Below are 13,203 nucleotides of genomic sequence, written 5' to 3'. Positions count from 1 at the left end.
CGATCAGTTTCGCGCGCCGCTTCGCGAGGATTGCCCGCCCGGCGGCGCTCGGGGCTGGGAAGCCAGTGTCCAGCCGCCACCATGCCAGGTCGGCGGCCCTCTTGGACAGTCGGCGCCACCCGGGGCGCGTCGCCGACGTCCGAGGGGCCGCCGGCCCCGACTACCGGCGGCGCGGAGCCCGCGCGGCGGCCAGCAGTTCCTCGGCGTGGGCGCGGCCCAGCTCCGAGTCCTCCAGGCCGGCCAGCATCCGGGAGAGTTCGCGCACCCGCTCCTCGTCGTTCAGCACCTTGACGCCGCTGCGGGTCACGGTGCCGTCGTTGGTCTTCACCACCACCAGGTGCCGGTCGGCGAACGCGGCGACCTGCGGGAGGTGGGTGACCACCACGACCTGGGCGGACTCGGCCAGCTTGGCCAGCCGGCGGCCGATCTCGACCGCGGCCTTGCCGCCGACGCCCGCGTCCACCTCGTCGAACAGGTAGGTGGGGACGGGGTCGGCGCCCGCGAAGACCACCTCGACGGCGAGCATCACGCGGGACAGCTCGCCGCCGGAGGCGCCCTTGGCGATCGGGCGCGGCTGGGCGCCCGGGTGCGGGGCGAGCAGCACCTCCACCTCGTCCACGCCGTGCGCACCGTAGGCGACGGTGCGCCCGCCCACCTCGATCCCGGCCAGGTCGTCGACCTGGCTGATCGAGAAGGTCACCCGGGCGTGCGGCATGGCCAGTTCGGCGAGTTCGGCGGAGACCGCCTCGGCGAAGCGACCGGCCGCGGCGTGCCGGGCCTGCGAGACCTCTGCGGCCAACTCGGCCAGTTCGGCCCGCAGCTCGGTCTCCCGGGCGCCGAGCTCGTCGATCCGGTCGTCGTCGCCGTCGAGTTCGGCGAGCCGCACCGCCCCGGCCTCGGCCCAGGCGATCACCTCGGCGAGCGAGTTCTCCTCGCCGCCGTACTTGCGCAGCAGCTGGGCCAGCACGGCCCGGCGGTCCTCGACGGCGGACAGGCGCACCGGGTCGGCGTCCAGGTCGTCCGCGTAGCCGGCCAGGTCGCCGGCCACGTCGGCGAGCAGGTAGCCGACCTCGTTGAGGCGGTCGGCCAGGGCGGCCAGCCGCTCGTCGTGGTGGCGCACGGCGTCCAGGGCCCGGCGGGACTGGGCGAGCAGGGTGCCCGCGTCCAGCGCCTCCGGGTCGACCGGGTCGCCGGCCAGGGCGGCGTGGGCGAGGGTCGCGGCGGAGGACAGCGCGTCGGCGTGGCCGAGCCGCTCGGCCTCGGCGGCCAGCTCCGCGTCCTCCCCTGCCACCGGCTCGGCGGCGGCGATCTCGTCCAGGCCGAAGCGCAGCAGGTCGGCCTCCTGGGCGCGCTCGCGGGCCCGGGTGGTCAGCTCCTCCAGGGTCGCGGAGACCTCCCGCAGGGCGCGGTAGGTCTCCCGGTAGCGGGCCAGCGGCTCGGCCACCGAGGCGCCCGCGTAGCGGTCCAGCGCGCCGCGCTGGCGGGCCGGGCGCAGCAGGCGCTGCTGGTCGGTCTGGCCGTGCACGGCGATCAGGTCCTCGCCGAGTTCGGCGAGCAGCCCGACCGGGACGGACCGGCCGCCGACGTGCGCCCGGGAGCGGCCCTCGGCGGAGACGGTCCGGCTGATCAGCAGCGCGCCGTCGTCCAGTTCGGCCCCGGCCTCGATCGCGCGGGCCGCCACCGGGGAGTCGGCGGGCAGCTCCAGCCGGCCCTCCACGACGGCGCGTCCGGTGCCGTTGCGCACCAGGCCCGGGTCGGCGCGTCCGCCGAGCAGCAGGCCCAGGCTGGTCACGACCATGGTCTTGCCGGCGCCGGTCTCACCGGTCACGGCGGTGAAGCCGGGGGCGAGTTCGACCACCGCGTCGTCGATGACCCCAAGATCCCGTATCCGCATCTCGTCCAACACGGAGACGACCTTACGAGGTTCCGCCCCCGGCGCGCGACGAGCGACAACGGCGCGCGGCAACTCCGCGCCCCGAAGTTCATCCGTTCCGGGAGTCCTGGGGGGCCGCCGGCACGGTGCACCAGCGCAGGAAGAGCTGCGCCATCGGGCCGATGGCCAGCGCGTACGCGACGGTGCCGACTCCGGCGGTGCCGCCGAGCAGCACTCCGGCGGTGAGGACCGTCACCTCGATGCCGGTGCGGATCAGCCGCAGCGAGCGGCCGGTGCGCCGGTGCAGGCCGGTCATCAGGCCGTCGCGCGGGCCGGGGCCGAGCCGGGCGCCGATGTAGAGGCCGGTGGCCAGGCCGTTGAGGGCGATCGCGCCGACCGACAGCGCGATCCGGGCGGGCAGGGCGCCGGGGCCGCCGACGATCCGCAGGGTGAGGTCCATGGCCGCGCCGATCACCAGGACGTTGGCGACGGTGCCGAGGCCCGGGCGCTGGCGCAGCGGGACCCAGAGCAGCAGGACGAGGGCGCCGCAGATCGTCACCCAGGCGCCGACCGACAGCCCGACGGTGCGCTGCAGGCCCTGGTGCAGGACGTCCCAGGGATCGAGGCCGAGGCCGGAGCGGAGCATCAGCGCCATGCTCACGCCGTACAGGACGAGACCGACGAACAGCTGCGGTATCCGGCGGCCGAGGGCGTGGGTGTCTCCGAACACCCGGACGGCGAGGCGCCGCCCGGTGGTCGGTGCGGGTGTGGTGGTGGCGGCGGTCGAGGCGGGTGTGGTCGCGGCGGCCAAGGCTGCTCCTGCGGTGGTGCTGCACCACCGGGACGCCCGGTGGTGGCGGCCGACACGGCCGCCCTGCCATGATGGCCAGTCCAAAGCGGCCCGCTCCAGGGCCAATTCCTAGCAAGTGGACTTATTCAGCCATGGTCGACTGGCACACCACCGTCACCCCGCCCGCCCTGGCCCGGCTGCTCGCCACCGCCCGCCTCCCCGAGCCGGCCGCCGCCCGCCGCCCCGCCTACCGCACCCTGGCCGGGCAGATCCGGCTGCTGGTCACCGAGGGCCGGCTGCCGGTCGGCGCCCGGCTGCCCGCCGAACGCGAGCTGGCCACCGCCCTCACGATGAGCCGCACCACCGTCGCCACCGCGTACGAGACCCTGCGCGGCGACGGCTACCTGCGCAGCCGGCGCGGTGCGGGCAGCTGGACCGCCCTGCCCGAGGGCGCCCCGCCCCCCAGCGAGGCCCTGCACCCCGTCCCCCCGGACGAGCAGGGCCGGATGCTGGACCTCGGCGTCGCCGCCCCGCCCGCCCCGCAGCCCTGGGTCGGCCAGGCCGCCGCCCGGGCCGTCGAACAGCTGCCGTACTACGCCACCGGGCACGGGCACTACCCCACCGGCGTCCCGGTGCTGCGCGAGGCCGTCGCCCGCCGCTTCACCGAGCGCGGACTGCCCACCACCCCCGACCAGATCCTGATCACCACCGGTGCCATGGGCGGCCTGCACCTGCTCCAACGGGCGCTGATCGGGCGCGGCGACCGGGTCGCCGTCGAGGCACCCAGCTACGCGAACACCCTGCAGGCCCTGCGGCTGTCCGGCGCGCGCCTGGTCCCGGTGCCGTACGCCTGGACGCCGCAGCCCGCCTGGGACCTCGACGAGTGGCGGCGGGTGCTGCGCGGAGCCGGCCCCAAGGTCGCCTACGTGATCCCGGACTTCCACAACCCGACCGGCGCGCTGATCGACGAGGAGCAGCGCCGCGAACTGCTGGCCGCCGCCCGGGCCGCCGGGAGCATCGTGCTGGCGGACGAGACCACCGCCGAACTCGGCTGGGGCGTCCCGCCCGCCACGCCGCTGCCGCGACCGACGGCGGCGCTGGACCGCTCCGCCCAGGTGGTGACCGTCGGATCGGCGGGCAAGCTGCTCTGGGGCGGTCTGCGGATCGGCTGGGTCCGGGCCGCGCCCGCACTGGTGCGCCGGCTGGCCGCCGAGCGGGTCTACAGCGACGTCGGCACCCCGGTGCTGGACCAGCTGATCGCCGCCGAGCTGCTGGGCGAGCTGCTGCCCGACGTCCGGGAGCACCAGCTGACCCGGCTGCGGGCCACCGCGCGGGCCTTCGCCGCCGCCCTGCCCGAACGGCTGCCCGGCTGGAGCTTCACCATGCCGACCGGCGGGCTCTCGCTGTGGGTCTCCACCGACGGCCTGTCCGGCGCCGCACTGGCCCGGGTCGGGGAGCGCGGCGGGGTCCGGATCGCCTCGGGCAACCGCTTCGGCTCGGACGGCGCCTTCGAGCACCACATCCGTCTGCCGGTCACCGTGCCCGCCGCGACCGTCCCGGCCGCCGTCGAGCGCCTCGCCGACCTGGCCGCCCACGCGTCGGCCGGCGGGCGGCTCGAACCGGCGGAGGAGGCCCAGCCGTTGGCGGTCTGACGGTCCGGCGGTGCAGGTGCGATCGGCCGGTGCGCGACCTCGGGGCAGGCGAAAGCCCTTGGCGCGCACCGGCCTTGGCACGTACGAACCGGGGCCGGCTGCCGTGCCGCCCCCCGCGGTCGTGTCCGGAAGGCGCCAGGGCGTGTCCGACAATCCCTAGTGGTGGTCGGCCCGGCCGCGCCAACCCGTCACCGGCAGCGCGAACTTGGCCACCAGCCGGTCGGTGAACGGCGCCCGGTGCAGCCTGGCCAGTCGCACCGGGGTCCGTCCCCGGCGGACCTCCACCCGCGCCCCGGCGGGCAGTTCGACCGAACGCCGACCGTCGCACCAGAGCACCCCGTGCGGGGTCTTGGGCTGCACCTCGACCGCCAGCACCGACTCCGGCGAGGTCACCAGCGGGCGGGCGAACAGCGCGTGCGCGGAGATCGGCACCATCAGCAGCGCCTCCACCTCCGGCCACACCACCGGACCGCCGCCGGAGAACGCGTACGCGGTGGACCCGGTCGGCGTCGCGCACACCACGCCGTCACAGCCGAAGTTGGAGACCGGGCGGCCGTCCACCTCGGTCACCACCTCCAGCATCCGCTCCCGCGCCGCCTTCTCGATCGAGGCCTCGTTCAGCGCCCAGTCCTCGTGCACCACATCGCCGTTGGTGCGGACGATGACATCGATCGTCATCCGCTCCTCGACCTCGTAGTCGGCGTCCACCACCCGCTCGACCACCACGGCCAGGTCGTCCCGCTCGGCCTCGGCGAGGAAACCCACCCGGCCCAGGTTGATCCCGAGCATCGGCAGCCCGTGCGAGCGCGCCAGCTCCGCCCCGCGCAGCAGCGTCCCGTCCCCGCCGGCCACCAGGATCAGCTCGCAGCCGTCCGCCGCCCCGGGGCCCTCGGCCACCTTCTCGACGCCCTCCGGCAGGTCCAGGTCCACCGCCTCGGCTTCCAGCAGTCTGATCCGGAGACCCGCCTTCAGCAGCCCGTGCACCAGGCCCTCGACGCTGCGCAGCGCCGCTTCCCGGCCGGTGTGCGCGATCAGGAAGACCGTACGTTCTTCATCGCTCATGCCGCTGCCCTCTCCCTAACGCCTGCCGGGTCGCCCTTGGCCCGGGGACGGCCGCGCCATACGACATGGCGGGCCGGACGCTCGCAAGGCACCCTACCGGGGCCCCTCCGCCACGGCCCGGTCCGCCTCCGCGGGGTCCAGCTCCGGTGCGTCCCGGCGCAGCCAGAGGAAGTACTCGACGTTGCCGGACGGCCCCGGCAGGGGGCTCGCGGTGACCGCGCGCACGCCCAGCCCGAGCGCCCACGCCTGCCCGGCGACCTGGCGCACCATCTCGGCCCGCAGCTGCGGGCTGCGCACCACCCCGCCGCTGCCCAGCCGCTCCTTGCCGATCTCGAACTGGGGCTTGACCATCAGCACCAGGTCGGCGTCCTCGGCCGCGCAGGAGGCGAGCGCCGGCAGCACCAGGCCCAGCGAGATGAACGACAGGTCGCCCACCACCAGGTCGACCAGGGTGCCACCGATCAGGTCCGGGGTCAGCTCGCGCACATTGGTGCGGTCCATCACGGTGACCCGCTCGTCGCTCTGCAGCGACCAGGCCAGCTGCCCGTAGCCGACGTCGACCGCCAGCACGTGCGCGGCCCCGGCCCGCAGCAGCACGTCGGTGAACCCCCCGGTGGAGGCGCCCGCGTCCAGCGCCCGGCGGCCCTCGACCACCAGGCCCTGCGGCACGAAGGCCGCGAACGCGCCGGCGAGCTTGTGGCCTCCGCGCGAGACGTAGTCGGGGTCGTTGTCGTCCTTGGCCACCACGACCGCCGCCGAGGTCTCCACCTGGGTGGCCGGCTTGGTCGCTGTGGTGCCGCCGACGGTCACCCGGCCGGCCGCGATCAGCTCGGACGCGTGCTCACGCGATCGGGCCAGCTTGCGGCGGACCAGTTCCGCGTCGAGTCGGCGTCGTGCCACTGCCACTGGTGTTTCAGCTCCTACGGATCCTGCGGGTCATTCCTGGTCGAGCGCGGCCAGTGTGTCGACGAGCCGCTGGTGAACATCTTCGTACACCGCGACGTGTGCCTCGGCCGGGACCCCGTCCAGAGCCTCCAGCCGGGCCAGGGCGGCGTCCACCCCGGGGTGGCCGGTGAGGGCCGGCTCGACGCCCGGCGGCGCCGCGGGGGCGGCCGATTCCGACGGACCCGCGGCCCGGACGGGCTCGGGCGGGTGGACGGCCTCGACGGCCTCGACGGCCTCGTTCGGTTCACTCGTCTCGGGCATCGGGTTTCTTCGCGCTGGTGGCCTTGCGGACGGTGGTCTTCCTGGTCGCGGTGCGCTTCGCGGCGGTCTCGGACGGGGCTTCGGCCCGCTTGGCGGTGGCGGTCTTCCTGGCCGTCGCGGTCTTCCTGACGGTCGTCGTCTTCTTCGCGGTGGCCTTCTTGGACCCCGCCCTGCCCGCCGCCGTCTTCCCGGCCGCGCTCTTCTTCGCCGGTGCCTTCCCGGCCGTGCTCCCGCTCGCCGTGCTCCCGCTCGCCGTGCTCCCGCTCGCCGTGCTCCGCTTGGCGGCGCTCTTCCTCGCCGCAGGCTCCTCCGGCGGGACGGGGGCGACCACGGACACGGGCGGAACCGGCGGATCGACCTCGACCGGCTCGTCCACCTCGACCCGCTCGGCGACTATCGGCTCACCTGTCGCCGGGGCCGCCGACCGCTCCTCCTCGAACTCCCAGCCGCGCCCGAACAGGTCCCCGGCCCGCGGCGCCGGCACCGGCTCCTCGGCCTCGTACGACCCCGGCCCGGACTCGGTCGCCGGGGCCTCCTCCTCGACCTCGCGCAGCTTGGTCTCCAGGTACGCCAGCACCACGCCGACCTTGGTCACCTGGTCGCCGACCTTCTCGAAGACCTTCTCCGCCTCGTTGCGCGCCACGCCGACCGCCAGGTCCACCCCGGCGCGCCCGGCGGTGACCGCCTCCCCCGCCAGGGTCTGCAAGGTCTCCACCGACGGCGGGAACTGGCCGCCCAGCCGGCGCTCGACCTCGGCGACGTCGACGCCGGCCTTCTCCAGGATCGAGGTCGCCGTCCCGACGACCAGCTTGCCGACCTCCTCGACCACCCCGGCGGCGGTCTCCACCACTCCCCGAACCGTCCTCGGCAGCATCCGGGTGCCTCCCAATCGCGTACGCGCGTCGCTCCGTCGCCCTCAGTACCCGGGCCGTTTCCGGGCACCCCAAGGACGACGCTACCGCCAAAACCCTCCTGAGGTACCGTGGCCCGCAGTCAGCACCGTAGCGACCGGGGAGGGAACCGCCGCCCATGGCGAACGCCGAGGAGTGCCGCGAGGCCCTGGAGCAGCTCAGCCGGAACATGGCGAAGTCCACCGGCGACGTCCGCAAGGCCGCGGCCCTCGACCGCTCGCTCAGCTGCCGGATCACCGACCTCGACCTGACCTTCACCGGGCAGCTGCGCGACGGCCGGATCCAGGACGTGGTGGCCTCCCCCGGCGCCCCGGCCGGGAAGGCGGAGATCCGGCTCACCATGAGCAGCGCCGACCTGGTCGCCCTGGTCGGCGGGCGGCTCAACTTCGCCTCCGCGTGGGCGAGCGGCCGGGTCAGGCTGGAGGCGGGCTTCCGAGACCTGCTGCGGCTGCGAACCCTGCTCTGAGCCGGCCCGCCGACCCGGACCCCGTCCGCGCCCGGCCGAACCCCGTCCGCGCCCTCGCCCGGCCGAACCCGGGGCGGCCGAGGGCGGCCCCGGGTCGACCGCCGCCCCCGCTCTCAGAACCCCAGGTCGGCCAGCGCCTTGCGGCCGTCCACCGGCGCGCCGCCCGCGTCCAGCAGCGTCCACGCCGCCGCGCACAGCGCCCGCAGACCGTCCCAGCGGTCCCCCGCCCCGGACAGCCGCAGCACCCCGGCCTCCACGCCCGCGACCCAGCCGCCGCACGCGAAGCCGCCGTCCACGGCCGCGACCGCGGCGTGGGGGACGAGCAGTCCGCGCAGGTCGGCGGCCAGGTAGGTCGGCCGGTGCTCGACCGGGGCCGCCAGCAGCAGCTCCGGGGTGGTCACCCCGGTGAACACCAGCAGGCTGTCCACCCCGCCGTTGAACGCGCCCTCGATGTCGGTGTCCAGCCGGTCCCCGACCACCAGCGGACGCTCCGCGCCGGTGCGCAGCACGGTCTCCCGGTGCATCGGCGGCAGCGGCTTGCCCGCCACCTCCGGCTCCACCCCGGTCGCCGCCCGCACCGCCGCCACCAGGGTGCCGTTGCCGGGTGCGATGCCGCGGGCCCTCGGCACCGTCAGGTCCAGGTTGGACGCCACCCACGGCAGACCGCTCTGCACGGCGTACGAGGCCTCCGCCAGGTCCGCCCACCCCACCGAGGGGTCGAAGCCCTGGACCACCGCGAGCGGACCGTCGGCCAGCGAGCGGACCGCGACCAGCCCCAGCTCCGCCAGCGCCTCCTCCAGCCCGAGACCGCCCACGACCAGCACCTTCGAGCCGGCCGGCACCTTCTCGGCGATCAGCCGGGCGGCGGCCTGGGCCGAGTTGATCACGTCGGCCGGCTCGGCCGGGACACCCAGCTCGGTCAGGTGCTCGGCCACCACGCGCGGCGGGCGGGAGGCGTTGTTGGTCACGTAGGCGAGCCGCATCCCGGCCGAGCGGGCGGTGTCCAGCGCCTCCACCGCGTGCTCGACGGCGTGCGCGCCCGTGTAGACCACGCCGTCCAGGTCCAGCAGCGCGGTGTCGTACGCGTCGGTCAGCGGCCGCTCGCTGCCGCCGGGGGCGGTCCGTCGCACGGGGGTGGCCGTCTCGGTCATGGCTGCGCTACCTCATTCACTGCGTCGTCGTTCACTGCGTCGTCCGCACCGCACTTCCTCGTGCGTCGCGGCCTTCGTCACGGCGTGCGGACGGTCGTCGCGCCGGCCGGTCAGGCGCCGCCGTCGGCACCGTTGCCGATGCCGTTGCCCGCGCCGGCGTCGTCCGCCGGTCCCCCGGCCGGGTCCGCGGCGCCCGCCGAGGGCGCCAGGTACCCGGGTGCTCCCGGCAACAGCGGACCGTACGCCCCGGCACGGGCCGCCAGGGTCGCCCGGGTCTGCCGGAGCGCCTGCCGGTAGTGGGAGTTCTCCGGCCGCATCGCCACGGCCAGCGCCAGGTGCTCGGCGGAGGTCTCGAAATCCCCCAGCCGGGCCGCCGCGACGCCCCACCCGAACTGAGCGTAGTCGTCCGCCGGGTCGGCCAGCGCCACGGCACGGAAGTTCCCCAGCGCCGCCGCGTAGGAGCCCGCGTCGAACTGGGCCCGCGCCAGTGCCTCCCGGATGCTGCGCGAGTGCGGCTCGGCCGCCACCGCCCGGGCGAGCAGCTGTTCGGCGGCCGCCGGATGCCCCTCCGCGAGCAGCTGGGCGCCCCGGCGGAACCACTCGTACACGTCCCCGGCGGGCTCCCCGGAACGGCTCTGCCGCGGCACCCCGCCGGCCCCCGAACCACCGCCCGGCGAGTCGCCGGCCCTCGCGCCGCGGCCCGGTTCCCCGTCACCCGGTGCGCGGTCCGGCACGCCGTCGGCCGGAGCGTCCCCGCGGGCGGCACCGACCGGCCCGCCCGACTCGACCGGGCCGCCGCCGTCCACCCGTTCCTGCCCGTCGTCCATGCCGTACCTCGCCCTCGGTCGCACACCCGGCCCATGACCCGGCGCGGGCATTCCGATCTCTCAACAACGCGTACCCGGTTACGATGCCCAGAATGAGCACACCCAGTGCAGAAGACGGAGTCGAGACTCCCGAGGGCGGCCCCGGCGATCCCGGGCACGTCGCCACCGCCGGCCTGTCCCTGTCCCCCTTCCGCGGCCTGCGCTACGTCCCCGACCGGGTCGGCGCCCTGGCCGCGGTGATGTCCCCGCCGTACGACGTCGTGGACCCCGGCCGCCGGCTGGACCTGGAGACCGCCGACCCGCACAACGTGGTCCGGCTGATCCTTCCCAGGCCCGAGCCCGAGGACGCCGGTGACCGCCCCGACCGCGACACCCGCTACCGGCACGCCGCCCGGCTCCTGGCCGCCTGGCAACGCGAGGGCGTCCTCGCCGCCGACCCCGAGCCCGCGCTCTACGTCTACGAGCAGCGGGTGCCGGCCACCGCCGACTCCCCCGAACTGCTCCAGCGCGGCCTGATCGGCGCCCTCGCGGTGAGCGGCCGCGAGGGCGGCGTGGTGCTCCCGCACGAGGACGTGATGCCGCGGCCGGTCGCCGACCGGGTCGGCCTGATGCGCACCACCCGGGCCAACCTGGAACCGCTGCTGCTCACCTACCGGGGGAACGGCGGCGCCTCCGGCGTGATCGAACGGACGGCCGAGGGCGAGCCGCTGCTCTCCACCGCCACCAGCGACGGCACCCACCACCGCCTGTGGGCGGTCACCGACCCCGCCGAGATCGCCGAGATCAGCCGCGACCTCGCCACCTGCCGGGCGCTGATCGCCGACGGCCACCACCGCTGGGAGATGTACCTGCGCCTCCAGCGCGAGCACCGCCACCTGCCCCGCAGCCCCTGGGACCGCGGCATGGTGCTCCTGGTGGACACCGCCCGCTACCCGCTGCGGGTCCGCGCCATCCACCGCGTGCTGTACCGGCTGCCCGTGGCCGAGGCGCTGGAGCGGCTCGGCGACCAGTGGAAGGTCAAGGAGGTCCCCGGACCGCTCTCCGCCGCGCTCCAGGCCCTCGCCGAGCAGAAGCGGCACGGCGGCAACGGCTTCGTCCTGACCGGCGGCGACGGCGTCTACTGGCTGCTCGGCGAGCCCGAGGAGGCCCTGCTCGACGCCACCGTGCCGCACGGCCGGCCCGAGGAGTGGCGCCACCTGGACGCCACCGTCCTGCACGCCACCCTGCTGGACCACACCTGGCACGTCCCCGACGGCCCGGACGACATCGGCTACCTGCACACCGCCGTGGTCGCCGAGCGGGAGGCCGCCCGCACCGGCGGTACCGCCGTGCTGCTGCACCCCGTCCGGGAGTCGGTGGTGCGGCGGCTGGCCGAACAGGGCGTCACCATGCCGCGCAAGTCCACCTCCTTCGGGCCGAAGCCGGCCACCGGGCTGGTGCTGCGCAACCTCGCGCTGGGCTGACACCGCCGCCGGGCCGGCCACCGGGCCGGAACGCCGTGAGGCCCTGCCGTTCCCGGAGTTCCGGGAACGGCAGGGCCTCACGGCGTTGCCTGGGGAGCTGCTCAGCTCTTGTCGGCGCCCTTGTCGGCGGCGTCGGCGTCGGCGTCGACCTCGGCGTCCTCGGCCTTGATGTCGTCGGCCTTGGCGTCCCGAGTGTCCTGGGCGCGCTCGGGGACGACGCCGTCGAAGTCCTCGTCGATCTCGAGGTCGTCCTCGTCGTAGAACTCCTCGACGTCCTCCTCGTCCTCGAAGATCACGCGGTCGTCGGCGTTGTCGCCACCGCCACGCTTCTTCGCCGAGGCCTCGGTCGACTCGATCTCGTCCTCGGCCAGCTCCGGGTCGAGCGTGTCGGTGAACTCCACGCCGTCGATCTCGGCCAGCCGCTCCGAGGCGTTGGTGGTGCCGTCGCTGTCGGCCTCGGCGGCCTTGGCGAACCAGTCACGGGCCTCGTCGGCCCGGCCGGCCGCGATCAGGGCCTCGGCGTAGGCGTAGCGCAGGCGCGCGGTCCACGGCTGCACGGCGCTGGAGGCCAGCTCCGGGCTCTGCAGCGTCACCACGGCGGCGTCGAACTGCTCCATGTCGCTGCGGGCACCGGCCGCCACGAGGCGCATCTCGACCTGGCCGGCCTTGTCCAGCTGCTTCACCTCGGGCTCGCCGGCCATCGCCAGCGCCCGCTCCGGGCGGCCCAGACCGCGCTCGCAGTCGGCCATCACCGGCCACAGGTCCGCCCGGCCGGTCATCCGACGGGCGGCGCGGAACTCGGTCAGCGCCTCGGAGTACCGCTGCGTCATGTACGAGGCGAAACCGGCCGCCTCACGGACCGCCGCCACGCGGGAAGCCAGCCGGAGCGCGACGCGCGAGTACTGGTAGGCCTCCTCCGGCTCGCCGTCGAGCAGGCGGGCCACCATCACCAGGTTGCGGGCGACGTCGTCCGCGAGGGTCTTGGGCAGGCTCTTGAGCTCCTGGCGCACGTCCGCGTCCAGCTCGAAGCCGGTGACGTCCTCCGGGATCGGCAGACGCTTGACGGGCTCGTAGTTGCCCCGGCGGTCGTCGTAGTCCCGACGGTCGCCACCACGGTCGTCACGGTCCCGGCGGTAGCCGCCACCCTGGCGGTCGTCGCGACGGAAGCCACCGCGCTCGCCACCACGGTCGTCACGGCGGAAACCGCCACGGTCGCCACCACGGTCATCGCGGTCACGGTTGAAGCCGCCGGAGGGGCGGTCGCCGCGGTCACGGTTGAAACCGCCGGACGGACGGTCGTCACGGCGGAAGCCGCCGCGGTCGCCACCACGGTCATCACGGTCACGGCCGTAGCCGCCCGACGGGCGGTCGTCCCGACGCGGACGCTCGTCACGGTCGTCACGGCGGAAGCCGGACGGACGGTCGTCCCGACGGAAGCCACCGCCGGAGGGGCGGTCGTCACGGCGGAAGCCGCCGCGGTCGCCACCACGGTCGTCACGGTCACGGTTGAAACCGCCCGAGGGGCGGTCATCCCGGCGGAAACCGCCGGAGGGGCGGTCGTCGCGACGGAAGCCGCCGCGGTCGCCACCACGGTCGTCACGGTCACGGTTGAAGCCACCCGACGGACGGTCGTCCCGACGGAAGCCACCGCCGGAGGGGCGGTCGCCGCGGTCACGGTTGAAACCGCCGGAGGGGCGGTCGTCACGGCGGAAGCCGCCGCGGTCGCCACCACGGTCGTCACGGTCACGGTTGAAGCCACCCGACGGACGGTCGTCCCGACGGAAGCCACCGCCGGAGGGGCG

12 protein-coding genes are annotated in these 13,203 nt (G+C 75.5%); 3 read left to right on the top strand and 9 right to left on the bottom strand.

Annotation, left to right across the window (positions count from 1 at the left end):
- Positions 1-160 precede the first annotated feature (160 nt).
- Positions 161-1,894, bottom strand: a complete 1,734-nt coding sequence (recN, locus tag ABZ449_RS36420; protein ID WP_360354793.1) for a DNA repair protein RecN — start codon at positions 1,892-1,894, stop codon at positions 161-163.
- An 88-nt stretch (positions 1,895-1,982) separates the two neighbouring features.
- On the bottom strand, positions 1,983-2,603 hold the full coding sequence (locus tag ABZ449_RS36415; protein ID WP_360354790.1) for a hypothetical protein: 621 nt from the start codon (positions 2,601-2,603) through the stop codon (positions 1,983-1,985).
- 212 nt (positions 2,604-2,815) lie between these two features.
- Here ABZ449_RS36415 and ABZ449_RS36410 point away from each other — a divergent pair, with 212 nt between their 5' ends.
- Positions 2,816-4,315 (top strand): PLP-dependent aminotransferase family protein, encoded by a 1,500-nt coding sequence (locus ABZ449_RS36410; protein WP_360354758.1) that lies wholly within the window; start codon positions 2,816-2,818, stop codon positions 4,313-4,315.
- Between the two features lie 156 nt (positions 4,316-4,471).
- Here the strand turns inward: ABZ449_RS36410 and ABZ449_RS36405 are convergent, their stop codons facing one another.
- The 4 genes from ABZ449_RS36405 to ABZ449_RS36390 all read right to left on the bottom strand — a co-directional run bounded on the left by ABZ449_RS36405 (position 4,472) and on the right by ABZ449_RS36390 (position 7,433).
- On the bottom strand, positions 4,472-5,377 hold the full coding sequence (locus ABZ449_RS36405) for an NAD kinase (RefSeq protein WP_360354755.1): 906 nt from the start codon (positions 5,375-5,377) through the stop codon (positions 4,472-4,474).
- 93 nt (positions 5,378-5,470) lie between these two features.
- Positions 5,471-6,277 carry a TlyA family RNA methyltransferase gene (locus ABZ449_RS36400; RefSeq protein WP_360354788.1) on the bottom strand — a complete coding sequence of 269 codons (807 nt, stop codon included), beginning with the start codon at positions 6,275-6,277 and terminating at the stop codon, positions 5,471-5,473.
- Positions 6,278-6,313: 36 nt separating this feature from the next.
- On the bottom strand, positions 6,314-6,583 hold the full coding sequence (locus ABZ449_RS36395; RefSeq protein ID WP_360354753.1) for a hypothetical protein: 270 nt from the start codon (positions 6,581-6,583) through the stop codon (positions 6,314-6,316).
- Positions 6,567-7,433, bottom strand: coding sequence for a hypothetical protein (locus ABZ449_RS36390; protein ID WP_360354750.1), 867 nt, complete (start codon positions 7,431-7,433; stop codon positions 6,567-6,569). The genes ABZ449_RS36395 and ABZ449_RS36390 overlap by 17 nt, the downstream gene beginning before the upstream one ends.
- Positions 7,434-7,612: 179 nt before the next feature.
- Between ABZ449_RS36390 and ABZ449_RS36385 the strand changes: the two genes are divergently transcribed.
- Entirely contained in the window at positions 7,613-7,960 is a 348-nt protein-coding gene (locus ABZ449_RS36385) for an SCP2 sterol-binding domain-containing protein (protein ID WP_360354747.1), read from the top strand.
- 113 nt (positions 7,961-8,073) lie between these two features.
- On the opposite strand, the gene ABZ449_RS36380 is transcribed toward ABZ449_RS36385, so the two are convergent.
- Positions 8,074-9,111 carry an HAD-IIA family hydrolase gene (locus ABZ449_RS36380; protein ID WP_360354745.1) on the bottom strand — a complete coding sequence of 346 codons (1,038 nt, stop codon included), beginning with the start codon at positions 9,109-9,111 and terminating at the stop codon, positions 8,074-8,076.
- 110 nt (positions 9,112-9,221) lie between these two features.
- Positions 9,222-9,938, bottom strand: coding sequence for a tetratricopeptide repeat protein (locus ABZ449_RS36375; RefSeq protein ID WP_360354742.1), 717 nt, complete (start codon positions 9,936-9,938; stop codon positions 9,222-9,224).
- A 92-nt stretch (positions 9,939-10,030) separates the two neighbouring features.
- On the opposite strand from ABZ449_RS36375, the gene ABZ449_RS36370 reads away from it, so the two are divergent.
- Positions 10,031-11,401, top strand: coding sequence for a DUF1015 domain-containing protein (locus ABZ449_RS36370; RefSeq protein WP_360354739.1), 1,371 nt, complete (start codon positions 10,031-10,033; stop codon positions 11,399-11,401).
- Positions 11,402-11,502: 101 nt separating this feature from the next.
- On the opposite strand, the gene ABZ449_RS36365 is transcribed toward ABZ449_RS36370, so the two are convergent.
- Entirely contained in the window at positions 11,503-12,456 is a 954-nt protein-coding gene (locus ABZ449_RS36365; protein WP_360354786.1) for a hypothetical protein, read from the bottom strand.
- Between the last annotated feature and the right edge of the window lie 747 nt (positions 12,457-13,203).

Origin of the sequence: Kitasatospora sp. NPDC005856 (genome assembly GCF_040629945.1) — a bacterium.
Classification (GTDB): Bacteria; Actinomycetota; Actinomycetes; order Streptomycetales; family Streptomycetaceae; genus Kitasatospora.
This window is presented reverse-complemented; position numbering and strand designations above follow the sequence as displayed.